The sequence below is a fragment of the Novosphingobium sp. genome (assembly GCF_041905565.1).
Classification (GTDB): domain Bacteria; phylum Pseudomonadota; class Alphaproteobacteria; order Sphingomonadales; family Sphingomonadaceae; genus Novosphingobium.
This window is the reverse complement of record NZ_JAYRKX010000001.1, coordinates 193,136-214,819: the sequence shown is the minus strand read 5'-3', so window position 1 is coordinate 214,819 and position 21,684 is coordinate 193,136. Positions and strand designations below refer to the sequence as shown.

The 21,684-nt window shown below is 67.1% G+C and carries 21 protein-coding genes; 10 read left to right on the top strand and 11 right to left on the bottom strand.

From position 1 onward, the window contains the following. Nucleotides 1-64: 64 nt before the first annotated feature. Genes ACE3N9_RS01025 through ACE3N9_RS00995 form a run of 7 tightly spaced genes read left to right on the top strand, consistent with a single transcriptional unit; the run spans nucleotide 65 to nucleotide 8,143 of the window. The gene (locus tag ACE3N9_RS01025) at nucleotides 65-1,714 is read left to right on the top strand and encodes an electron transfer flavoprotein-ubiquinone oxidoreductase (RefSeq protein ID WP_374279968.1); all 1,650 of its coding nucleotides are present in this window, start codon (nucleotides 65-67) and stop codon (nucleotides 1,712-1,714) included. Next, nucleotides 1,689-2,504, top strand: coding sequence for a 4-(cytidine 5'-diphospho)-2-C-methyl-D-erythritol kinase (locus ACE3N9_RS01020; RefSeq protein ID WP_374279966.1), 816 nt, complete (start codon nucleotides 1,689-1,691; stop codon nucleotides 2,502-2,504). Before ACE3N9_RS01025 ends, ACE3N9_RS01020 begins: the two co-directional genes overlap by 26 nt. Next, nucleotides 2,501-3,235, top strand: coding sequence for an N-formylglutamate amidohydrolase (locus ACE3N9_RS01015; RefSeq protein WP_374279964.1), 735 nt, complete (start codon nucleotides 2,501-2,503; stop codon nucleotides 3,233-3,235). Before ACE3N9_RS01020 ends, ACE3N9_RS01015 begins: the two co-directional genes overlap by 4 nt. Nucleotides 3,236-3,292: 57 nt before the next feature. Further along, nucleotides 3,293-5,140, top strand: coding sequence for a dihydroxy-acid dehydratase (gene ilvD / locus ACE3N9_RS01010; RefSeq protein WP_374279962.1), 1,848 nt, complete (start codon nucleotides 3,293-3,295; stop codon nucleotides 5,138-5,140). Between the two features lie 6 nt (nucleotides 5,141-5,146). Then, nucleotides 5,147-5,506, top strand: coding sequence for a hypothetical protein (locus tag ACE3N9_RS01005; RefSeq protein ID WP_374279960.1), 360 nt, complete (start codon nucleotides 5,147-5,149; stop codon nucleotides 5,504-5,506). Beyond that, nucleotides 5,490-6,893, top strand: coding sequence for an NAD(P)H-hydrate dehydratase (locus ACE3N9_RS01000; protein WP_374279958.1), 1,404 nt, complete (start codon nucleotides 5,490-5,492; stop codon nucleotides 6,891-6,893). Before ACE3N9_RS01005 ends, ACE3N9_RS01000 begins: the two co-directional genes overlap by 17 nt. Next, nucleotides 6,890-8,143, top strand: coding sequence for a class I SAM-dependent RNA methyltransferase (locus tag ACE3N9_RS00995; protein WP_374279956.1), 1,254 nt, complete (start codon nucleotides 6,890-6,892; stop codon nucleotides 8,141-8,143). The genes ACE3N9_RS01000 and ACE3N9_RS00995 overlap by 4 nt, the downstream gene beginning before the upstream one ends. Before the next feature lie 749 nt (nucleotides 8,144-8,892). Here ACE3N9_RS00995 and ACE3N9_RS00990 read toward each other — a convergent pair. Together ACE3N9_RS00990 and ACE3N9_RS00985 are read right to left on the bottom strand one after the other, a co-directional pair. After that, nucleotides 8,893-10,116, bottom strand: coding sequence for an argininosuccinate synthase (locus tag ACE3N9_RS00990; RefSeq protein WP_374279954.1), 1,224 nt, complete (start codon nucleotides 10,114-10,116; stop codon nucleotides 8,893-8,895). A 65-nt stretch (nucleotides 10,117-10,181) separates the two neighbouring features. After that, nucleotides 10,182-11,447 carry a class I SAM-dependent methyltransferase gene (locus tag ACE3N9_RS00985; RefSeq protein WP_374279952.1) on the bottom strand — a complete coding sequence of 422 codons (1,266 nt, stop codon included), beginning with the start codon at nucleotides 11,445-11,447 and terminating at the stop codon, nucleotides 10,182-10,184. 135 nt (nucleotides 11,448-11,582) lie between these two features. On the opposite strand from ACE3N9_RS00985, the gene ACE3N9_RS00980 reads away from it, so the two are divergent. After that, a complete protein-coding gene (locus ACE3N9_RS00980; protein ID WP_374279950.1) occupies nucleotides 11,583-13,652 on the top strand; it encodes a S46 family peptidase in 2,070 nt (689 codons plus the stop codon). 699 nt (nucleotides 13,653-14,351) lie between these two features. On the opposite strand, the gene ACE3N9_RS00975 is transcribed toward ACE3N9_RS00980, so the two are convergent. From ACE3N9_RS00975 to ACE3N9_RS00965, 3 genes are read right to left on the bottom strand one after another with little or no spacing between them, the layout of a single operon-like run. Further along, nucleotides 14,352-14,963, bottom strand: coding sequence for a TMEM165/GDT1 family protein (locus ACE3N9_RS00975; protein WP_374279948.1), 612 nt, complete (start codon nucleotides 14,961-14,963; stop codon nucleotides 14,352-14,354). Further along, complete coding sequence (locus tag ACE3N9_RS00970; RefSeq protein WP_374279946.1) at nucleotides 14,960-15,712, bottom strand: SDR family oxidoreductase; 753 nt, start codon at nucleotides 15,710-15,712, stop codon at nucleotides 14,960-14,962. The genes ACE3N9_RS00975 and ACE3N9_RS00970 overlap by 4 nt, the downstream gene beginning before the upstream one ends. A 42-nt stretch (nucleotides 15,713-15,754) precedes the next feature. Next, the gene (locus tag ACE3N9_RS00965; protein WP_374279944.1) at nucleotides 15,755-16,123 is read right to left on the bottom strand and encodes a glycine zipper 2TM domain-containing protein; all 369 of its coding nucleotides are present in this window, start codon (nucleotides 16,121-16,123) and stop codon (nucleotides 15,755-15,757) included. Between the two features lie 187 nt (nucleotides 16,124-16,310). On the opposite strand from ACE3N9_RS00965, the gene ACE3N9_RS00960 reads away from it, so the two are divergent. Beyond that, nucleotides 16,311-17,147, top strand: coding sequence for a PhzF family phenazine biosynthesis protein (locus ACE3N9_RS00960; protein ID WP_374279942.1), 837 nt, complete (start codon nucleotides 16,311-16,313; stop codon nucleotides 17,145-17,147). 7 nt (nucleotides 17,148-17,154) lie between these two features. On the opposite strand, the gene ACE3N9_RS00955 is transcribed toward ACE3N9_RS00960, so the two are convergent. The 4 genes from ACE3N9_RS00955 to ACE3N9_RS00940 form a co-directional block, all read right to left on the bottom strand. Next, nucleotides 17,155-17,451, bottom strand: coding sequence for a hypothetical protein (locus ACE3N9_RS00955; RefSeq protein ID WP_374279940.1), 297 nt, complete (start codon nucleotides 17,449-17,451; stop codon nucleotides 17,155-17,157). An 89-nt stretch (nucleotides 17,452-17,540) separates the two neighbouring features. After that, nucleotides 17,541-17,906, bottom strand: a complete 366-nt coding sequence (locus tag ACE3N9_RS00950) for a glycine zipper 2TM domain-containing protein (RefSeq protein WP_374279939.1) — start codon at nucleotides 17,904-17,906, stop codon at nucleotides 17,541-17,543. An 83-nt stretch (nucleotides 17,907-17,989) separates the two neighbouring features. Then, complete coding sequence (rlmN, locus tag ACE3N9_RS00945; protein ID WP_374279937.1) at nucleotides 17,990-19,258, bottom strand: 23S rRNA (adenine(2503)-C(2))-methyltransferase RlmN; 1,269 nt, start codon at nucleotides 19,256-19,258, stop codon at nucleotides 17,990-17,992. Between the two features lie 35 nt (nucleotides 19,259-19,293). Then, a complete protein-coding gene (locus tag ACE3N9_RS00940; protein WP_374280330.1) occupies nucleotides 19,294-19,752 on the bottom strand; it encodes a hypothetical protein in 459 nt (152 codons plus the stop codon). 140 nt (nucleotides 19,753-19,892) lie between these two features. Here ACE3N9_RS00940 and ACE3N9_RS00935 point away from each other — a divergent pair, with 140 nt between their 5' ends. Beyond that, on the top strand, nucleotides 19,893-21,302 hold the full coding sequence (locus ACE3N9_RS00935) for a glutamate-cysteine ligase family protein (RefSeq protein WP_374279935.1): 1,410 nt from the start codon (nucleotides 19,893-19,895) through the stop codon (nucleotides 21,300-21,302). Here the strand turns inward: ACE3N9_RS00935 and ACE3N9_RS00930 are convergent. After that, nucleotides 21,299-21,505 (bottom strand): hypothetical protein, encoded by a 207-nt coding sequence (locus tag ACE3N9_RS00930; RefSeq protein ID WP_374279933.1) that lies wholly within the window; start codon nucleotides 21,503-21,505, stop codon nucleotides 21,299-21,301. The two genes, ACE3N9_RS00935 and ACE3N9_RS00930, sit on opposite strands and share 4 nt — an antisense overlap. After that, nucleotides 21,505-21,684 (bottom strand): DUF4169 family protein, encoded by a 180-nt coding sequence (locus ACE3N9_RS00925; protein WP_374279931.1) that lies wholly within the window; start codon nucleotides 21,682-21,684, stop codon nucleotides 21,505-21,507. The genes ACE3N9_RS00930 and ACE3N9_RS00925 overlap by 1 nt, the downstream gene beginning before the upstream one ends.

Here is a 21,684-nt window from a genome sequence, read left to right as displayed (position 1 = left end):
CAACGCAGCAATCAAGGCTCGATTGCGAAGTTTGACTACGAATGCACAGGGACGGGACAAGGCCATGAGCGAACGCGAATCGATGCCCTATGACGTCGTCATCGTCGGCGGCGGCCCCGCCGGCTTGGCGGCGGCGATCAGGCTGAAGCAGGTAAATGCCGATCTTTCGGTCTGCATCCTGGAAAAAGGGTCCGAAGTGGGCGCCCACATCCTGTCGGGTGCGGTGGTCGATCCCAAGGCGCTGGACGAGCTGCTGCCGGACTGGCGGACCGATGGCTGCCCGATGGCCGAAACCCCGGTTACCGACAACTGGCACTGGGTGCTGACCAAGGGCAAGCACCTGCCGATCCCGCACTGGCCGATGCCCCCGTTCATGTCGAACGACGGCAACTATACCGGCAGCCTGGGCAACCTGTGCCGCTGGCTGGCCAGCAAGGCCGAGGAACTGGGCGTCGAAATCTTCCCCGGCTTCCCCGCCAGCGAAGTCCTTTATAACGACGATGGCTCGGTCAAGGGCGTGGCCACGCAGGACATGGGCATAGCCAAGGACGGCAGCCAGAAGGGCGATTACCAGCCCGGCATGGAACTGCACGCCAAGTACACCTTCTTCGCCGAAGGGGCGCGCGGCCACCTGACCAAGCAGGTCAAGGCGCGGTTTGACCTCGAAGCCGATTGCCAGCCGCAGGTTTACGGCATCGGCATCAAGGAGCTGTGGGACATCGATCCCGACAAGCACGTGCCGGGCCGGGTGATCCACACCCAGGGCTGGCCACTGTCGGAAAGCGAAAGCTGGGGCGGCGGGTTCCTTTACCACCAGGCGAACAACCAGGTCGCGCTCGGCTTCGTGACCGCGCTCGATTACAAGAACCCCTACGTCTACCCGTTCGAGGAATTCCAGCGCTGGAAGCAGCACCCGGCGATCAAGGCGATCCTCGAAGGCGGGCGCCGCGTGTCCTATGGTGCGCGCGCGATCAACGAAGGCGGCTGGCAGTCGGTGCCCCGGCTCGATTTCCCGGGCGGCGCGCTGATCGGCTGCTCGGCCGGCTTCGTCAACGTGCCCCGGATCAAGGGCAGCCACACCGCGATGAAGAGCGGTATGCTCGCCGCCGAAGCCGCCGCTGCCGCGATCGCCTCGGGCCGCGAAGCCGATTCGATGAGCGAATATGACGCCGCCGTGCGCGAAAGCTGGATCGCCAAGGAACTCAAGCTGGTCCAGAACGCCGAACCGATGGTCGCCAAGTGGGGCGGCGGGCTTGGCACGATGTTCGCCGGCATGGACATGTGGCTGCGCACCCTGTTCGGGTTCGGTCTGGCGGGGCCGATGAAGCACCACCGCGACTGCGAGGCGATTGGCCGCGCGGACCTGTACCAGCCGATCAATTATCCCAAGCCCGACGGGGTGTTCAGCTTCGACCGCCTGTCGAGCGTGGCGCTGTCCTTCACCAACCACGAGGAAGACCAGCCCTGCCACCTGCAGCTCAAGGACCCGGCGGTCCCGGTTGAAGTCAACCTCAAGCTCTTTGCCGGGCCGGAAGCGCGCTATTGCCCGGCGGGGGTCTATGAATTCCTCGGCGTCGAGGAAGGCAACCCGCGCCTGCAGATCAACGCGCAGAACTGCGTGCACTGCAAGACCTGCGACATCAAGGACGCCACCCAGAACATCACCTGGGTGACGCCGGAGGGCGGCGGTGGGCCCAACTACCCCAATATGTGAGACCGCCTACGCCAAGATCAACCTCGCGCTGCATGTCCGCAGGCGGCGCGAGGATGGCTATCACGAGTTGGAAACCCTGTTCGCTTTCGTCGATGCCGGCGATGGCCTCAGCGCCGTGGCCGCGCCGCGCGACGAGCTGATCCAGCTTGGTGAGTTCGGCGCGCAACTGGATGATCCGGCTGGCAATATCGTGATGCAGGCGCTGGCCGCGCTGCCCCGGCCGCAGCCCTGGGCGGTCACTCTGGAAAAGAACCTGCCGGTCGCCGCTGGCCTGGGCGGCGGCTCGGCCGATGCGGGCGCGCTGTTCCGCCTGGTCGAACGCGAATGCGGCCTGCCGGATGACTGGCACGAGCGCGCCGCTGCCCTGGGTGCAGATGTGCCAGCCTGCGTGCGCAGCCAGGCCTGCCTGGGGCGCGGCACCGGGACCGAGCTGGAGCCGGTAGAAAACGATCTGGCCGGAACGCCGGTCCTGCTGGTCAACCCGCGCCTGCCGCTCGCCACCGGGCCGGTGTTCAAGGCCTGGGACGGACTGGACCGCGGCGCCATGCCGAGTGGCAGCGCGGGCGAAATCGCCCGGACCGGCCGCAACGATCTGGAAGCCCCCGCCATCGCGCTGTGCCCTCAGATTGCCGATGTCCTGGCCGCGCTGCGCCAGACCGGCGCCTGGCTGGTGCGGATGAGCGGTTCGGGCGCGACCTGTTTTGCGCTGTATGACGATCCGGCCCGGCGCGATGCGGCGCGCGCGAGCCTGCCGGCGCAGTGGTGGCAACTGGCGGGAGCCTTGCGGTGAAGGAACACGAAGCCTGGCGGCTGGTCGGCACCCCCCGGTTCGGGGGCATCCTGGTCGTCTCGGATCATGCCAGCAACCAGGTTCCGGACGACATCGACCTGGGCATCGATCCCGCCTTGCTGAACCAGCACATCGCGGTCGACATCGGCGTGCGCGAAATTGGCGAATTGATGGCCGCTCAACCCGGGATTGCTGCGTTTCAGGGCAATGTCAGCCGCCTGGTGTGCGACTTCAACCGCGAGATGCACGGCCCCGCCGTGTTCCCGATTGCCAGCGATGGCCACGCCATTGCGGGCAACATGCTCGATCATTCGGCGCACCTCGCCCGGCTCGACCGGTTCTATCACCCCTACCACGAGGCGCTGTCCGCCGTGCTGGACGAGACGCCTCCGGCGCTGATCGTCTCGCTTCACAGCTTCACCCCGCAGTTGGCGACGCATCCCGAGCAGGCCCGTCCGTGGCAGGTTGGCGTGCTTTACAACCACGACGAACGCGCCGCGCGCCTCGCGATTCCGCTGCTTGCGGCCGAAGGACTGGTGGTGGGCGATCAGCAGCCCTATTCGGGCCACCTGCTCAACGAAACGATGAACCGCCATGCCGAAGCGGAAGGGCGGCCCTACCTGGGGATCGAGATCCGCCAGGACCAGATCGGCCATGCCGCCGGCCAAGCCGAATGGGCGGCCCGGCTGGCGCGGATTTGCAATGAAGTGGCGTTGAAGCTGGGGGATTAGGGGTGTAGGGGCAAGGCCAAGCGCCCCGTTGGCGCAAGATTCTGTCCGGAGTTCCCCATGCCCGCTTACCGTTCCCGCACTTCCACCCATGGCCGCAACATGGCCGGCGCGCGCGGCCTTTGGCGCGCCACGGGGATGAAGGACAGCGATTTCGGCAAGCCGATCATCGCGGTGGTCAACAGCTTCACCCAGTTCGTGCCGGGTCACGTCCACCTCAAGGACCTGGGCCAGATGGTCGCCCGCGAGATCGAGGCTTCGGGCGGAGTTGCCAAGGAATTCAATACCATAGCGGTCGATGATGGCATCGCGATGGGCCACGATGGTATGCTCTATTCGCTGCCCAGCCGCGACCTGATCGCCGACAGCGTCGAATACATGGTCAATGCCCACTGCGCCGACGCGATGGTGTGCATTTCCAACTGCGACAAGATCACGCCGGGCATGCTGATGGCGGCGATGCGGATCAATATCCCGGTGGTGTTCGTCTCGGGCGGGCCGATGGAAGCCGGCAAGGTCGTGCTGGACGGCAAGGAAGTCGCGCTCGACCTGATCGACGCGATGATCGCCGCCGCCGACGACAGCTATTCTGACGAGGAAGTGCAGGAAATCGAACGCAATGCCTGCCCGACCTGCGGTTCGTGCAGCGGCATGTTCACGGCCAATTCGATGAATTGCCTGACCGAGGCACTGGGCCTTTCGCTGCCCGGCAACGGGTCGCAGCTTGCCACCCACGCCGACCGCAAGGAACTGTTCCTGCAGGCCGGGCGCCTCGCGGTCGAACTGTGCCGCCGTTATTACGAACAGGACGATGCCCGCGTCCTGCCGCGCTCGATCGCCAATTTCGCCGCGTTCGAAAACGCGATGAGCCTCGACATCGCGATGGGCGGGTCGACCAACACTGTGCTGCACCTGCTTGCCGCGGCGCAGGAAGCCGGGGTCGATTTCACTATGAAGGACATCGACCGGCTGAGCCGCAAGGTGCCCTGCCTGTCCAAGGTCGCCCCGGCCAAGAACGACGTTCACATGGAGGACGTCCACCGCGCCGGCGGGATCCCGGCGATCCTGGGCGAGCTGGACCGTGCCGGGCTGCTCCATACCGAATTGCCCACCGTCCACAGCCGCACGCTGGGCGATGCGCTCAACCAGTGGGACATCAAGCGGACCAACGATCCGGCGGTGCAGACCTTCTTCAAGGCCGCGCCGGGCGGCGTGCCGACCCAGGTTGCCTTCAGCCAGAACCGCCGCTGGGACGAGCTCGACATGGACCGCGAAACCGGCGTGATCCGCAGCAAGGAGCACGCTTTCAGCCAGGATGGCGGGCTGGCGGTGCTCTATGGCAACATCGCGTTGGAAGGCTGCATCGTGAAGACCGCCGGGGTCGACGAAAGCATCCTGAAATTCGCCGGCCCGGCCAAGGTCTATGAAAGCCAGGACGCAGCCGTTACCGCGATCCTCACCGGCCAGGTCGAAGCCGGCGACGTGGTGGTGATCCGCTATGAAGGACCCAAGGGCGGGCCGGGCATGCAGGAAATGCTCTATCCGACCAGCTACCTGAAGTCGAAAGGGCTGGGCAAGGCCTGCGCGCTGCTGACCGACGGGCGCTTTTCGGGCGGCACTTCGGGCCTGTCGATCGGCCATGCCTCGCCCGAAGCGGCCGAGGGCGGGGCGATCGGCTTGGTCGAAACTGGCGACCGGATCGAGATCGACATTCCTGGCCGCACCATCAACCTGATGGTCAGCGACGATGAACTCACCCGCCGCCGCGCGGCGCAGGATGCCAAGGGCTGGCAGCCAGAGAAGGAACGTCCGCGCAAGGTGTCGGTCGCGCTGCAGGCCTATGCCGCGATGACCACCAGCGCCGCGCGCGGCGCGGTGCGCGACATTTCGCAGCTCAAGCGGGGCTGAGCGGCAGTGCGGCACCCGGCCTGCCTGCTTGCCCTGTCGCTGCTGCTCGCCGCCTGTCAGCAGACGGGCGCGGGGGCAGAACAGGACGGCGAGCCGATCTATTGCGCGCTGGCCGGGGCGAAGGAATTCAAGACCGACTGCCGCCTGGAACGGGTGATGCTGGACGGGCGGCAGACCTTCGTGATCCGCCATCCCGACGGCGCCTTCCACCGGCTTGAGGCCAGCGCCGACGGGCAGAACCTGCTCGCCGCCGATGGCGCGGACGTGACCCAATCGGCGCGCAAGGGGGATCGCTATGAAGTGATCCTTGGGCAGGACCGTTATGTCGTGCCCGTGCAGGCTCCGGCGAATGCCACGCCCCGATAGCCAGATCCTGACCGTGGCGCAGATGCGCGCGGCGGAACAGGCGCTGATCGAGCGCGGCACCTCGGTCGACCAACTGATGCAGATTGCCGGACGCGGTGCGGCCGAATGGGTCTGGCGCGTGGCTGGCCGCCGCCGCGTGACTGTGCTGTGCGGGCCCGGCAACAACGGCGGCGACGGCTATGTCATTGCCGAGGCGCTGCGCGAGCGCGGCGGCACGGTCTGCGTGGTTGCCGCCTGCGAGCCGCGCACCGCTGCGGCCCGAACAGCGCGCGCGCTTTACCACGGCGAAGTGCTGGCCCCGAACGAGGCCCCTGTCGGCGAGGTGCTGGTCGATTGCCTGTTCGGCAGCGGCCTCGCTCGGCCGCTGGACGATGGTGATGCTGCGCTGCTGCGCCGCCTGGCCGACAGCCACGCCATGCGCATTGCCATTGACGTGCCGAGCGGGATCGACAGCGACAGCGGCGCGGCGCTCAATCCCGACCTGCCGGATTGGCAGCTGACCGTGGCGTTGGGGGCATGGAAGCCCGCGCATTTCCTGATGCCCGGCTGCGCCGCGATGGGCGGGGTGCGGCTGGTGCCGATCGGCGTGGACGCTGTCGCGGGCGCGGCGCAACTGGTCACGCGGCCCGCGCTGGCCGCGCCGGCGGCGGACAGCCACAAGTACCGGCGCGGGCTGCTTGGCGTGGTCGGCGGGGCGATGCCCGGTGCGGCCCTGCTGGCTGCGCGCGCGGCGCAAGGGGCGGGGGCGGGCTATGTCCGGCTGCTGACGGACCTGTCGGTGCCGGGCGCTCCGGCCGATCTGGTGGTTGATGGCGCAACGCTGGCCGATGCCCTGGCCGATCCGCGCTACAACGCATTGCTGGTCGGCCCCGGCCTTGGCCGCGACGGCGTTGCGCGCGAGCGGCTGACCTTGGCGCTGGCCGAGCCGTTCCCCGTCGTGCTGGATGCCGATGCGCTGGTGCTGCTCGCCCCGCGCTTGCTGGCAGAGCGCTCGGCGCCGCTGATCGCCACTCCGCACGAAGGCGAATTGCAGGCGCTGGAACGCGCCTTTGACTGCACCGGAGGCGGGACTAGGCCGGACCGGGTGCGAACCCTTGCGCAGCGCAGCGGCATGGTGGTGGTGGCCAAGGGGCCTGACACGGTAATCGCCGCGCCCGATGGCCGCTTGGCCATGGCTCCGCGTGCGTCCAGTTGGCTGTCCACGGCAGGCACGGGCGACGTCCTGGCCGGGGCGATTGCCAGCCGGTTGGCCACTGGGGCCGATCCTTTCGTCGCCGCGTGCCAGGGGGTGTGGCTGCACGGCGCGGCGGCGCGGCGCTGCGCATCGGGCTTTTCCGCCGGGCAGCTTGCGGCAGCGGTGCAGAGCGCCTACGCCGCCTGCCTGTGAGCCAGCCAGAAAAAATCATTCGAATTGCCGCCAAGGGTGACGGGATCACCGCTTCCGGCCGCTTTGCCTGGGGCGCGGCCCCGGGCGACCTGCTGCACGAGGACGGGACGCTCGAACCCGGCCCGCACCATGTCACGCCGCCGTGCCGCCACTTCGGCCGCTGCGGCGGGTGTCAGTTGCAGCAACTGGACGAGGAAAGCCTGGCCCAGTTCGTCGAAGCGCGGGTGGCCAACGCCTCAACCTCGCAGGAACTGGGCGCCGAAGCGATCCTGCCACCGCACCTTTCGCCGCCGGGCAGTCGACGCCGCGCCAGCCTGCGGGCCGAAAGTTCGCAGGGGCGGGTGGTGATCGGCTTTCGCGAGGCGCGCTCGCACCGGCTGGTCGAACTGGGCGAGTGCCCGGTGCTGCTGCCCGAAATGGTCACCATCCTGCAGCCTTTGCGCAAGCTGCTGATCAATATGGGGCAGGGGCAAGCGCAGAAGGGCGGCAAGGCGAAGGGCAAGCATGCCCATGCCAAACTGGCCGCCGACATCGAGTTGACGTGGATCGATCAGGGGCTGGACCTGGGGATCAAGGGGCTGAGCTACGAAGGCCTGGCCGCGACCGAGGCGCTGCTGGACTTCGCCCGCGAACACGCGCTGGCGCGGCTGACCATGGATGCAGGCTATGGCCCCGAAACCGTGTGGGAGCCGGAACCGGCGACGGTGACGCTGGGCACGGTGGCGGTGCCGTTCCCGCCCGGATCGTTCCTTCAGGCCACCCTGGATGGCGAGCAGGCGCTGGTCGGCGCGGCGCGCGACTGGCTGGGCGACGTAGCCAGCGTGGCCGATCTGTTCGCGGGGCTGGGCACTTTCGCGTTCGCGCTGGCCGGGCCGCAGACCAGGGTGCTGGCGGTGGAAGCCGCGCGCGATGCGCACCTAGCCTGCAAGGCCGCTGCCGGCCGCACCGGCCTGCCGGTCCACAGTCTGCACCGCGACCTGTTCCGCAATCCGTTGCTGCCTGACGAACTGAACCGCTTTGCCGCCGTGGTGCTGGACCCGCCGCGTGCCGGCGCGCGCGAGCAGGTGGAGCGGCTGGCCGACAGCACGGTTCCCCGCGTGGTCTACATCAGTTGCAACCCGTCCAGCTGGGCGCGCGACGCCGCACTGCTGATCGATGCCGGCTACGTGCTGAAGGAACTGCGCCCGGTCGGCCAGTTCCGCTGGTCGACCCATGTCGAACTGGCCAGCCTGTTCGTGCGTGAAGGCTAACGGCAACTGCAATGCAAATGGGGCCGGCGTTGCCGCCAGCCCCACGCTACGCCTTCCAGGCTTTCGGGCGGTTTGGGCGATCGCTGCTACCGCGTTTGACGACCTTGCCGCTGTGACGCTACCTGAGCACCTCGCATGCCATCGCACCGTGAGTGCTATTGCCTCCGAGGAGGACCACGTCGTGATGCTCGTCGCATCGGGCAAGCCGACTTGAGCGGTGGTTTCCACAAGAGAAACCGGCTTTCATCGCCCGGCCACCGTTTCCGGCGTCCGGTCCCGTCAGGCGGGGGTTGCGGATCGGGGATCCGTTTCCTCCGCCTGGCGGTTCCGTGACCACATCGCGGTTGCCGTCCCGGATTTCCGTTTCGCTGCGCCGAAACGCTGCTTACCCTTGATCCGGTCCTGGCCACTGCCTTGTGACCAACTGGCACCATGCCATTCGCTGCATCTGCGGTTCGCCAGATTCAGGCTGAAGCCATCCTGAGGCGTGTTTTCCGATACTGCTGCGGGCCTTGCTGCCAGCATCTTGGCGGTTTCATTTTACATATCCATTTCAATGGTTTCCCACCGAAACTTCAAGTTTGATTGCACCGTCTCGATGAAGTGAGGCTGCGCCTGTTGCCCGAGTCTGGCAAGCGCGCGCAGGCCGAATTATCCACAGGCGCCCCATTTGGCGGTGGATAAGTCGGGTCTTGCGGTGGACAGAATCGGAAGACGCCGTCAAACGCCGCGATTTTCTTTCATCCGGGTCAGAAGTTACGGCGATCGCGCGTGGCCAGCAGGCGCAGGCGCAGCGCGTTGAGCTTGATGAAGCCTGCCGCGTCCTTCTGGTCGTAGGCGCCGGCGTCGTCCTCGAACGTCACGTGGCGTTCGGAATAGAGGCTGTCGGGGCTCTTGCGGCCGACGACCTGGGCCAGACCCTTGTACAGCTTGAGCCGCACCGTGCCGTTGACGCGCGCCTGGCTGTGATCGATCGCGGCCTGGAGCATCTCGCGCTCTGGCGCGAACCAGAAGCCGTTGTAGATCAGCTCGGCATACTTGGGCATCAGCTCGTCCTTGAGGTGCGCCGCGCCGCGATCCAGCGTGATCTGTTCGATGCCGCGGTGCGCGCGGGCATAGATTTCGCCGCCCGGGGTCTCGTACATGCCGCGGCTCTTCATGCCGACGAAGCGGTTTTCGACCAGGTCGAGCCGGCCGATGCCGTGCTTCTTGCCCAGCGCGTTCAGCTCGGTCAGCAGGGTTGCCGGGCTCATCGCCACGCCGTTCAGCGCCACGCCATCGCCCCGTTCGAAGTCGATGGTGATGTATTCCGGCTGGTCGGGCGCGTTTTCCGGGTGGTCGGTGCGCGAATAAACGTAGTCCGGGGTTTCTTCCCACGGATCTTCCAGCACTTTGCCCTCGGACGAAGTGTGCAGCAGGTTCGCGTCGGTCGAGAACGGGCTTTCGCCGCGCTTGTCGGTCGGCACCGGGATCTGGTGCTGTTCGGCCCATGCGATCAGCGCGGTGCGGCTGGTCAGGTCCCATTCGCGCCACGGCGCGATCACCTTGATCTCCGGGGCGAGGGCATAGGCCGACAGTTCGAAGCGGACCTGGTCGTTACCCTTGCCGGTCGCGCCGTGGGCGATCGCATCGGCGCCGGTTTCGCGGGCGATCTCGATCAGGCGCTTGGAAATCAGCGGGCGGGCGATGCTGGTGCCGAGCAGGTAATCGCCTTCGTAGCGGGCATTGGCGCGCATCATCGGGAAGACGAAGTCGCGCACGAATTCCTCGCGCAGGTCGTCGATGTAGATGTCCTTATCGGGCACGCCCATCAGCTTGGCCTTGGCGCGCGCCGGTTCCAGTTCCTCGCCCTGGCCAAGATCGGCGGTGAAAGTCACCACTTCGCAGCCATAGGTGACCTGCAGCCACTTGAGGATCACGGAGGTGTCGAGACCCCCGGAATAGGCGAGGACGACTTTCTTGATATCGGACATTCGGGCGACTCCCGCTCAAAACACGCGCGGCGGCGCCTAACAGGCGGGGGCGAGGGGCGCAACCGCTACTCGGCGGCGGCAGGCTCCAGATGCCATCGCGGAGCGGAATCCAGCGCGCAGAGGCGCGCTGCCTCCTCGCTGATGTAGTCGCGGGTCATTGGCACGGCGCTGCGGCGCTTCACGCTCTGGATGTGAAAGTTGACCATGCCGCCGTGGCGGAAGCTTTGCTCCGCGCCGGCCAGGTAGAACTCCCACATGCGAAACAGCCGTGCGTCATACAGCGCGGTGATCTCGGCCTCGTGCAGGCAAGTGCGGCGATACCATTCGGCCAGGGTGTGGGCATAGTGGTAGCGCAGCACTTCGATGTCCGCGATCTCCCAGCGATTGCGTTCCAGCGCGCTGACCAGCTCGCTCATCGCCGGGATGTAGCCGCCGGGGAAGATGTACTTGCGGGTCCACTTGTCGGTCGTGCCCGGCGGGCCGGTGCGGCCGATGGTGTGGGTCAGCATGATCCCGTCATTGTCGAGCAGCTCGTTCGTCTTGGCGAAATACTCGCCGAAATGCGGCGCGCCGACGTGTTCGATCATGCCCACACTGGTGATCCGGTCGAACGTGCCGGTAACATCGCGGTAGTCGATCAGCTGGAACTTTACCTTGCCCGCCACGCCCGCCGCCTCGGCCCGTTCCTGCGCAAATTTCACCTGGTCGGGGGCAAGGCTGACGCCCAGCACCTCGCAGCCGAAATGGCGGTTGAGGTAGAGCGCAAGGCCGCCCCAGCCGCAGCCGATGTCGAGCACCCGCATGCCGGGCTGCAGCCGCAGCTTGGCCGCGATCAGTGCTTTCTTGTCAACCTGCGCGCGTTCCAGCGAATTGGCCGGATCGCGAAAATAGGCCATGGTGTATTGGCGGTCTTCATCCAGGAACAATTCGTAGAACTGGCGGGTCAGGTCATAGTGGTGGACCACGTTGGCGCTGGCCTTGCCGCGCAGGTTGACCTGGTCGGCGCGGGCGGCCAGCCAGTCCACCGCGCGTTTCACCGTGCTGGGCGGCTTGAGATTGCCGCCGGGACGGTTGGCGTTGCGCATGACCAGCAGCACCATGTCGCGGATGTCGTGCGGCGGTTCGACCACCAGCCGCCCGTCCATGTAAGCCTCGCCAGCGCCGACGCGCGGATCGCGGGCGACGTGGAACGCGGCGCCCTTGTCGGTAAAGCGGATGCGGACGGGATCGGCGGCAGGATCGCCGTATTCGCGGGTCGAGCCATCATGGTCGGTCACCACCAGGCGGCCTTCTCGGACCAGGGCTCTGAGCATCTTGTCAAGCAGCCACATGGCCAGAGAGACTACGCCGCATTGGCGGCCTGACAAGGTGGAATCAGCGCCGCTGGACCTGCCATTCGCCTTGCCAATTGCGCGGCCTGACGGCACACAACGCGGCATCCAGAAATTTGCTCTCCGGGAGTTTCCATGACCTTGCGTCGACTGCTGCTGACCAGCGCACTGATCGCCACCCCGCTTGCCGCCCCTTCGGCCGCCTTTGCCGATGAAGGAATGTGGACCTTTGACGGCTTCCCCGCCGCGCGGATGCAGAAGGATTACGGCTGGTCGCCCGACCAGGTCTGGCTCGACAAGGTGCGCGGCGCTGCCGTGCGGCTGACCGGCGGCTGCTCGGCCAGCTTCGTTTCGCCCGAAGGCCTGATCCTGACCAACCACCACTGCATCGTGTCCTGTGCGCAGGACCTTTCAACCGCCGAAAATGACCTGGTTGCCAATGGCTTCGTTGCCGACGACCGGACCAAGGAGCGCAAGTGCCCTGGCCAGCAGGCCGAAGTGGTCACCGCGATCACCGACGTCACCGGCTCGATCAAGGGTGCGATCGGCACTGCCACCGGGCAGGCGCTGGTCAAGGCGCGCGATGCCGCCATTGCCGATCTGGAAAAGCAGGGCTGCACCGATACCAAGCTGACCCGCTGCCAGGTGGTGACGCTGTTCGGCGGTGGGCAGTACAAGCTGTACCAGTATCGCAAGTATTCCGACGTGCGACTGGTCTGGGCGCCGGAATTCCAGGCCGCCTTCTTCGGCGGGGATCCGGACAACTTCAACTATCCGCGCTATGCGCTCGATGCCTCGTTCCTGCGCGCTTACGAGGATGGCAAGCCGGTCAAGGTCGCCAGCCACCTCAAGTGGAACCCGCGCGCGCCGCAGCCGGGCGAAGCGACCTTTGTGGTCGGCAATCCGGGCTCGACCCAGCGCCTGTTCACCACCGACCAGCTAGCCTTCCAGCGCGAGGTTTCGCTGCCGATCACGCTGGCGATCTATTCGGAACTGCGCGGCCGCCTGATTGCGGCGATGGAGCAAAGCGAGGCAAAGAAGCGCGAAGGCGCCGATACCCTGTTCGGGATCGAGAACAGCCTGAAAGTCTATATCGGCCGCCAGCAGGCGCTGAACAGCCCGGCCTTCACCGCGCGGCTGGCTGCCGCCGAAGCCGATCTCAAGGCCAAGAGCGCCGGCAACGCCGCGATCGGTGATCCGTGGGGCGATGTGAAGCAGGCGGTCGGCGCCTACCGCGAGGTCTATCTGCCCTATCGCTTCGTCGTGCCGATGAGCCAGCTCTACGACTATGCCGAAACGCTGGTCCGCGCCGCCGAGGAACGCGGCAAGCCCAATGCCGAGCGCCTGCCGGGCTACACCGATTCCAGCCTGCCGCTGACTGAAAAGCAGCTGCTGGATGAACGCCCGGTCTATCCCTGGCTGGAACAGCTTCAGCTGGGTTGGAGCTTTTCCAAGGCGCGCGAATACCTGGGCGCGGACGATGCCGACACCCGTCTGATCCTGGGCAAGGAATCGCCCGAAGGGCTGGCCGCGCGGCTGGTGGCGGGCAGCAAGCTGGCCGACCCGGCATTCCGCAAGGCGCTGTGGGAAGGCGGCAAGGCCGCGATCGAGGCTTCGGACGATCCGCTGATCCAGTATGCCCGCAAGATCGACCCGCGCGAGCGCGAGCTGAAGAAGCTGGTCGACGAACGCTACACCGGCCCGCTGGCCGCTGCCGGGGCCCAGCTGACCCAGGCGCGCTTTGCCGCCTATGGCGACACCCAGTATCCCGACGCCACTTTCACCCTGCGGATCAGCTACGGCAAGGTCGCGGGCTGGAAGGAGCGCGGGGTGGACGTTGCCCCGGTGACCACCCTGGGCGGCGCGTTCGACCGGGCCACCGGGAACGAGCCGTTCAACCTGGCCAAGGCTTTCGCCGCCAACGAGGCGAAGATTGCCAAGAGCACGCCCTATGACTTCGTCACCACCAATGACATCATCGGCGGCAATTCGGGTTCGCCCGTGATCGCCAAGGATGGCTCGGTGATCGGTGCGGCGTTTGACGGCAACATCCACTCGCTCGGCGGCAACTATGGCTACGAGCAGGACGTCAACCGCACCGTGGTGGTCAGCGCCGCCGTCGTGCAGGAAGCGCTGAAGTCGATCTATCCGGCCCCGGCGTTGGTCAAGGAACTGGCCGGCGGCAAGGGCGGCAAGGGCAAGTAGGCCCGGGCCTTGCGGCACCGCTCCCTCCCCAGTGGGGGAGGGGGCGGGTCAGCCCAGCCAGCCTGCGGATGGTCGTGACGGGATTGGTTCGCGATGCCGTGTTTGACGGCTCAGAGCACCTTTGGTCCGAGCACTGCTCTAACGTCCGTTTTTCCGCGCGGGTGAAGGCATGCTGCGGGGCATCTAGGTCGCTCGACGGGCTGCTTCTTCCTCGGGACCAGCGGTTCAAGTTGCCGCTACTCGAGTGCGATGCCGAATGGTGCTCATGCTGCTGGCTGCAGGAGCCAGACCCACTTTGACCGGCCTGAAATTCTGTCCCAGTTACCCCGCTGATCGCTATCCTGGCGATGGTAGCATCGGAGCGCATGAGAAGGCGCAATTCTGCGACTTTCATGATGGTTTTGCCGCTTTTGCGAAGTGGGCACGCTAAGTGCCCCAGTTCGTCCCACTTAACGGTGTCAAATCGACCTCTCATCACCCCATGAGAAGGGTGAAAGAGGCCGATTTCCGCCGCCTGAGAACAGATTTCCGCTTTTGGGGTGCACTCCGGCTGATCTTGTCCGCCGACCGTCTAAATGCCCCATGACTCTAGACACTGAATGCGCGCGCCGCGCAGCCCCACAAGGGACAAGAAATGGCCGAAATCGGACGATCAGGACCGCACAATGCCGGAAAATCCCGGTTATCCCCGCAACCCGGTCACTCTTGTCCCCTTACACAGCCGAAGATCTGCGCCAGCTGCCACAGCCCCAGCACCAGGAACAGCAGTGCGGCAGCGATGCGCGTGGCTTTCAGCGACACGCGCTTGACCAGCTCCTCGCCCAGGAACACGGCCGGGCCATTGGCCAGCATCATCCCCAGCGTGGTCCCGGCGGCGACCACCAATACGTCCTGATACTGCGCGCCCAGCGCAATCGTGGCGATCTGGGTCTTGTCGCCCATCTCGACCACGAAGAAGCTGATCAGCGTGGTCAGGAACGGACCGCCGCGATGGCGGAAGCCTTCCTCGTCATCGTCCAGCTTGTCGGGAACCAGGGTCCAGGCGGCCATGGCGATGAAGCCCAGCGCCACGACGGTGCGGAACCACGGCGCATCGACCAGCCCGGCCACTTCCTGCCCGACCAGCGCCGCCAGCGCATGGTTGGCGATGGTCGCCACGAAGATCCCGGCCAGGATCTGCCACGGCGCGCGCAGCCGGGCGGCCAGCACGATGGCGAGCAGCATGGTCTTGTCGCCGATTTCGGCAAGGGCGACTACGGCGGTTGAGGCGAAGAAGACGCTGGCGAGCTGGGGGGCTATGGAGGAAATCATTGCCGGGCGAGGTAGAGCACATCGCGCGGCTGGGCCAGCAGATGTTGCCCGGAATCGATGTACAGGGTTTCGCCGCTGGCCAGCCAGCCTTCGCTCAGCCACAGCGCGGCATCGGCCAGTTCGCCGGGCATCGTCAGCCGCCGCAGCAGGTTCATCCGCCCGCTGGTCTCGTGCTCGTGCTCGGCCTGGTCGAAGCTGGGCAGCATCGCGCCCGGGGCCAGGCCATAGACCCGGTCCTCGGCCCGGTCCTGGGCCATGGCCAGCATCTTCACGCCCGCAGCAAAGGCGTGCTTGGCCATGGTGTAGGAGAAGAAATCGGGATTGGGGTTTAGCAGTTTCATATCGAGGAACTGTATCATCCGCCGCCCGCCCCGGGCGCGGGCGCGGGCCAGGAATCGCTGGCTCATCCGGGTGGGGGTTTCGGCGTTGACTGTCATCGCCTCGGCAAAGATCGCCGGGTCGATCGCCTGGGCGGTGTCGGGCTGGAACACGGCGGCGCAGTTCACCAGCATCCGCCAGTCGTCCAGCCGTTCGGCCAGCTGGTCGATCATCGCCAAGGCAACGTCCCCGTCCAGCAGGTCGCATTGCACGGTTTCGGCTGAGGGGAGGGTGGCTGCCAATTCAGCCCCGGTCTGGGGGGAGTGACCAACGTGGATCACCACGTGCCAGCCGGCATCGGCAAAGGCGCGGGTCAGGGCCGCGCCAATGCGCTTGGCGCCGCCGGTGATGAGGACTGCGGGACGGGACATCGCCCATGTCCATGCGGGCGATGTCCCGAATTCGTCAAGCGCTTAGCGGCAGCGGGCACCGCCCTTGGCGATTTCGTTGCCGATCAGCGCGCCGGCGGCGGCGCCCAGGATCGTTCCGGGGGCGCGGTCGCCCCGGGTGTCGATCGACCGGCCGACCAGCGCACCGGCAACGCCGCCGATCAGCAGGCCAACCGTGCCGTCCGAGCGGCGGCAGTAGTACCGGCCATTGTCGCCGCGCCAGTAACGGATGCCGTTGTCGGTGCGGTAATAGCGGCGGTCGTCGTCGAAGCGGTCATGGCCGTGGTGGCCGCGATAGCCGTGCGCCGGGGCCCAGCGCGGCGGATCGGCCGCAGCAGGGATGGCGGGGAGGGCACTGGCCGCGATCAACACGGCAAGGACAGTCTTCTTCATGGCTGTCTCCTGGTTCCTTGATGGATTGAACAAGTGCGACCAGTCTGCGCAGCGCTCCCCAACCGCAGATGAACGGCGCGGTGAAGCGTTGCGACGCGGGATCAATCGCCCCGCAACTGCGACCAGCCGCGCGCCCTTGCGCGACGAACCGATCCCGCTAGCCATGTCGGCCAAGGAGAATCATCCCATGCAGCTAGACCTGATCGACGTGTTCGGCGCGCGCGCCTTTGCCGGCAATCCGCTGGGGGTGGTCCACGGCGCGGAGGGGCTGGACGAGGCGGCGATGCTGCGCCTGACGCGCTGGCTGGGCTTTTCCGAAACGACCTTCCTGTTGCCGCCGACCGATCCCGCCGCCGATTACCGCGTGCGGATCTTTTACCCGGCTGGCGAACTGCCCTTTGCCGGGCATCCGACCCTGGGCACGGCCCACGCCTGGCTGCGCGCGGGCGGTGTGCCGCGCCGGGCTGGCACGATCATGCAGCAGTGCGGGGTCGGGCTGATCGAAGTGCGCCAGGAAGGCGAGCTGCTAGCGTTCAAGGCGCCGCCGCTGGTCCGCACCGGCCCGCTCGACGCGGCGGACCTGGCCGAGGCGCTGCGGGTGACCGGTGCTGACCCGGCCGCCGTGGTCGAGGCGGTGCACGTCGCCAATGGGCCGCGCTGGCAGATGCTGCGGCTGCGCTCTGCCGCGGATGTGCTGGCTGCCGAGCCGGCGGCCAAGGCGCCGCCGGGCACCGACATCGGCCTCGCCGGTCCGGGGGAAGGCGGCGTTGATTGGGAACTGCGCGCGTTCTTTGCCAATGCGCAGGGCAGTGTCTGCGAAGATCCGGTGACGGGCAGCTTCAACGCCGGGGCGGCCTGTCACCTGTTCGCCGCCGGTTTGGCGCAGGATGGCTACATCGCCGGGCAGGGGCAACGGGTGGGCGCCGATGGGCGGGTCCACTGCCGGATCGACGAGGACGGCGCCGTGTGGATCGGCGGCCGGGTCGATACCATCGCAGCGGGGGCTGCCCTGCCGGCGTTTTAGCGCGCGGCTACTTCTTCTTCTTGTCCTTGGCGTTCTTCTCGGCATCGGCGGCCTCAAGGACCGCGTCGCTTGCCCAGGGGTTGGGGGAAGACTTGGCCTCGGGCTTGGCCGCAGGCTTCTTCTTGCCCTTGGCGTCCTCGGCGGCCTTGGCCGCTTCCAGCGCCGAATCGCTGCTCCACGGATTGGGCTTGGTCGATGCCGCCGCGGCCTGGCCAGCTTCTTCCTTGCCCTTGCCCGAACAGCCACCCAGCGCCAGCACCGCGGCCAGCCCAGCCATGCCCGGAACGAGAATCGAACGCTTCATTGCTTTCGCACCTCCTGTTGGCCGTTCCCTAGGGAGAAAATGCCTAACAGCAGGTAATCGACCCACCATTTCGCGTGGCTAGAGGGCGTTCAGCCCCTGCGGTCACAGCGGGTCGGGCCCTTGGCCAACTCGTTGCCGACCAGCGCACCGGCGGCGGCGCCCAGGATCGTCCCGGTGGCGCGTTCGCCCTTGGTGTCGATCGCCCGGCCGATCAGCGCGCCCAGCGCCGCACCGGCGAGCAGGCCGACCGTGCCATCCGAGCGGCGGCAGTAATAGCGCCCGTCGTTGCCCTTCCAATAGCGCACACCGTTATCGGTGGTGCGATAAACGATGCTGCCGGTCTTGGCACGATAACCGTGGGCCGGTGCCCAGGGCGGGGGCTTGGCAAAGGCCGTGGCAGGAGGCAAGGCCATGGCGCAGGCCACGGCGGCAAGCAGGATCGATCGGTGGTTCATGTTACCCGTCCCAGCATGCGCGACCACGGGGGCAAGCTTACGCCGATTGCGCGGCGGATCAAGCACCGCCGCGCCGGGCCGGATCAGCCTAGCGCGGCCTGCTTTTCCTCTGCCAGCCGGTCCAGTTCGGCCCGGCTGAGCTTTTGCGCGGTGGTCTTGAGCTGGCCGCAAGCGGCATCGATGTCGCGCCCGCGGGGGGTGCGCACCGGGGCGCTGATCCCGGCTTCGAACACGATTTCGGAAAAGCGCCGGACCCGTTCGGGGGTGGAGCATTCATAGATCGCGCCGGGCCAGGGGTTGAACGGGATCAGGTTGACCTTGGCGGGCAGCTTGTAGTGCTTCAGCAGCCGCACCAGTTCACGCGCGTCCTCGTCTCTGTCGTTCTTGTCCTTGAGCATCACGTATTCGAACGTGATGCGCCGGGCGTTCGACGCGCCGGGATAGTCGGCGCAGGCCTGGAGCAGTTCTTCCAGCCCGTACTTGCGGTTGATCGGGACGATCTCGTCGCGCACTTCCTTGCTGACGGCGTGAAGCGAGACCGCCAGGTTGACGCCGATTTCCTCGCCGCACTTGGCCATCATTGGCACGACCCCGCTGGTCGACAGGGTGATGCGGCGCTTTGACAGCGCGAGGCCATCGCCGTCCATCACCAGCTTGAGCGCATCGCGGACATTGTCGAAATTGTACAGCGGTTCACCCATGCCCATCATCACGATGTTGGTCAGCAGGCGGCCATCGGCGCCGTAGGAGCCTTCGTCCTCGTCCTCGTCCAGCCCCGCCATGGTGGCGAGGCGCGTGTCATTGGCGCTCTTGGGCCATTCGCCCAGCGCATCGCGCGCCAGCATGACCTGGCCGACGATTTCGCCCGGGGTCAGGTTGCGCACCAGCCGCATGGTGCCAGTGTGGCAGAACCGGCAGTTGAGCGTGCAGCCGACCTGGCTCGACACGCACAGCGTGCCGCGATCCGCATCGGGGATGAACACCATTTCGAATTCGTGGCCATCGGCGGTGCGCAGCAGCCACTTGCGGGTGCCGTCGCTGGAATGCTGCGACAGGACCACTTCGGGGCGCCCGATCACGAAGCGCTGCGTCAGCCAGGGCCGCATGGTCTTGGCGATGTCGGTCATCGCTTCGAAATCGGTCACGCCGCGGTGGTAGAGCCAGTGGTAGACCTGCTTGGCGCGCAGCTTGGCTGCCTTGGCATCCAGCCCGGCTTCGGCGAACAACTCGGCAATCCGCTGGCGCGGCAGGCCAAGCAGGTCAACGCGGCCATCTTCGCGCGGCGTGATGTCGCGCGGGGTGGGGACCGGGTCTATGTTCCCGGGGATCTGCATCAGGGCGGTGTCGGACATAAGGCGGCGCATATAGGCCGCAAACCGGCAAAAAGCTAGCGCAGCCCCGCGCAGCCGACCATGGCGGCGTCGACCGCGGTGGCCGCGCCCTTCAGGTCCCAGGTGTTGGAAAAGCCGCGCCCATCGGCGCCGCGCCCGCTGACGGTCATTTCGCTGGCCGAGCGCATCGCCGCGACAATCGCCGCGTCGCCGCGCTGGTCCGCTGCCCAGGCATCGCCGCCGCCGCCGACCAGGGCAATGCGCTGCCCGCCGATCGACAGGTTGATCGGCGCGCCCGGTTGCAACTTGCGCGAGAGGCGGAAATGGACCTGCCCGCGCACGTTCTGGCGCGGCCAGAAGGCGACATCGGCATAGGGCTGGAAATCGCGTTGCAGGGTGCTGGGCGCGGCCTTGGCCAGGGCATAGCAGCGCGGCACCTGCGGATCGCGGAACGCGCCCCAGTTGCCGAACATCCCCAGGCTGTCGCGCGCCGCGAGCGGCATGGCCAGCGCCATGACCCCCGCCGGCAAGGCAAACTTGATCCAGTTCAAGGCACTGGCCGCCCGGCGGGCATAGGCATGGGATCGGGTGGCGCGCAGGCGGGGCATCGCGGCCCCTTTGCCGCAAAGCACCGCGCAAGGGAAGGGAGCGCAGCTTGGGCCAGGAGATTGCCGCCACCAGCTTTGCCCCGGCCGACTTTGCCCGGTTCGGGCAGCGGCTGGCCGAGGAGACCGAGCTTGCCGCGCGGCTGTGGCGGGAAGGGCGCTTTTCCGAAGCAGGCCCGGTCGCCGGGTTCGAGCTGGAAGCCTGGCTGATCGATCGCGGCATGGCCCCGGCGCCCCACAACCAGAGCTTCCTGGCCCATGTCGGCGATCCGCTGGTCGTGGCCGAACTGTCGCGCTTCAACATCGAGATCAACGGCACGCCCCAGCCACTGGCAGGCAATGGGCTGGCGGCGATGGAGGAGGAACTGGCCAGCACCTGGGCGCGCTGCGTGGCCGTGGCGCACCAGGACGTCGATACCGCGGTGGCGATCGGCACCCTGCCGACGCTGCGCGACGGCGACCTGTGCCTGGCCAACATGACCCCCAGCAACCGCTATGTCGCGCTCAACCGCGAAGTGATGAAGGCGCGCGGCGGCCGCCCGGTGGAGATCGAGATTACCCCGGCCGAGCCCGGCGTGCCGGCGCTGGTTTCGCGCCACGTCGATGTCATGCTGGAAGCGGCGACCACCAGCTTCCAGCTGCACTGGCAGGTCCCCGCCGCGCAGCTTGGCCGCGCGCTGGATGCCTCCATCGTGCTGAGCGGGCTGCTGCTGGCGCTGTCGGCCAATTCGCCGTTCCTGTTCGGCCGGGCGCTGTGGCACGAAACCCGGATTGCCTTGTTCGAGCAGGCGCTGGGCGGGCGCGAGCAGGCGCACCGCCGGGTAACCTTCGGCACCGGCTATCCGGGGGCTGATCCCACCGCGCTGTTTGCCGAAAATCTCGCCGACTATCCCGCGCTGCTGCCGCTGTGCCAGGATGATCCGCCCGAACGGCTGGCTCACTTGCGGTTGCATAATGGCACGATCTGGCGGTGGAACCGGCTGCTGGTGGGCTTCGATCGCGATGAAACACCGCACCTGCGGATCGAGCAGCGGGTCATGCCCGCCGGCCCCACGGTGCGCGACATGTTGGCCAATGCCGCCTTCTTTTACGGCGCGGCGCACCAGCTGGCCAAGGCCGCGCCCACGCTACCCTTCGCAGCGGCCCGGGCAAATTTCTATGCCGCCGCGCGCCATGGAATCGGTGCAGCGTTGGACTGGCCGGGCGGGGAGCGCCGCCCGGTGCGGCAAGTGCTGGCCCAGCTGCTGCCCGTGGCCCGCGCCGGGCTGGAGGACCTGGGCGTCGCGGCCGGAGCGATCGACCGCTACCTGGACGTGATCGAACAGCGCATCGCCAGCAGGCGCAACGGCGCGGCGTGGCAACTGGCGCATTACCAGCGCCATGGCGACTTGTTCCGGCTGACCGCCGACTACCTCGAACACCAGCGCAGCGGCATGCCGGTGCATGAGTGGCCGGTCTAGTCCTCGCCGATCAGGTCGAGGTAGGCCACCACATCGTTATCCGTGGCAATGAACAGGCCGTCCTGCACTTCTTCCGGCTGCTGCGCGGCCAGATGCAGTGCTTCGGTCAGCGGGCCGTACATCAGGGTTGTGGCCGCGCCGCCCTCGGGGCCGCCGTCAAGGTGGTAGAGCCGCACTGTCGCGCCATCATAAGTCGTACGCATCAGCTGTCCTCGCGCCGGTGGCCGTCAAGCTCGCGCTCGGCGCGTTCGGCCTCGCGGCGGTCCTGATCGCGCGCGGCCTTGGTCTGGCCGAACTTCGCCCGGTTCTGTGCAGCCTGCTGCTGTGCTTCGGTGCGCTGGCGGGCCTTGCGGACCATGCGCAGGTTGACGATCTCGGCCAT

Coding starts and splice junctions, on each gene's coding strand:
- ACE3N9_RS01025 (WP_374279968.1), top strand. CDS start 65: ATGAGCGAACGCGAATCGATGCCCTATGACGTCGTCATCGTCGGCGGC.
- ilvD (WP_374279962.1), top strand. CDS start 3,293: ATGCCCGCTTACCGTTCCCGCACTTCCACCCATGGCCGCAACATGGCC.
- ACE3N9_RS01000 (WP_374279958.1), top strand. CDS start 5,490: ATGCCACGCCCCGATAGCCAGATCCTGACCGTGGCGCAGATGCGCGCG.
- ACE3N9_RS00990 (WP_374279954.1), bottom strand. CDS start 10,116: ATGTCCGATATCAAGAAAGTCGTCCTCGCCTATTCCGGGGGTCTCGAC.
- ACE3N9_RS00985 (WP_374279952.1), bottom strand. CDS start 11,447: ATGTGGCTGCTTGACAAGATGCTCAGAGCCCTGGTCCGAGAAGGCCGC.
- ACE3N9_RS00980 (WP_374279950.1), top strand. CDS start 11,583: ATGACCTTGCGTCGACTGCTGCTGACCAGCGCACTGATCGCCACCCCG.
- ACE3N9_RS00975 (WP_374279948.1), bottom strand. CDS start 14,963: ATGATTTCCTCCATAGCCCCCCAGCTCGCCAGCGTCTTCTTCGCCTCA.
- ACE3N9_RS00970 (WP_374279946.1), bottom strand. CDS start 15,712: ATGTCCCGTCCCGCAGTCCTCATCACCGGCGGCGCCAAGCGCATTGGC.
- ACE3N9_RS00965 (WP_374279944.1), bottom strand. CDS start 16,123: ATGAAGAAGACTGTCCTTGCCGTGTTGATCGCGGCCAGTGCCCTCCCC.
- ACE3N9_RS00960 (WP_374279942.1), top strand. CDS start 16,311: ATGCAGCTAGACCTGATCGACGTGTTCGGCGCGCGCGCCTTTGCCGGC.
- ACE3N9_RS00955 (WP_374279940.1), bottom strand. CDS start 17,451: ATGAAGCGTTCGATTCTCGTTCCGGGCATGGCTGGGCTGGCCGCGGTG.
- ACE3N9_RS00950 (WP_374279939.1), bottom strand. CDS start 17,906: ATGAACCACCGATCGATCCTGCTTGCCGCCGTGGCCTGCGCCATGGCC.
- rlmN (WP_374279937.1), bottom strand. CDS start 19,258: ATGTCCGACACCGCCCTGATGCAGATCCCCGGGAACATAGACCCGGTC.
- ACE3N9_RS00940 (WP_374280330.1), bottom strand. CDS start 19,752: ATGGCGCTGGCCATGCCGCTCGCGGCGCGCGACAGCCTGGGGATGTTC.
- ACE3N9_RS00930 (WP_374279933.1), bottom strand. CDS start 21,505: ATGCGTACGACTTATGATGGCGCGACAGTGCGGCTCTACCACCTTGAC.
- ACE3N9_RS00925 (WP_374279931.1), bottom strand. CDS start 21,684: ATGGCCGAGATCGTCAACCTGCGCATGGTCCGCAAGGCCCGCCAGCGC.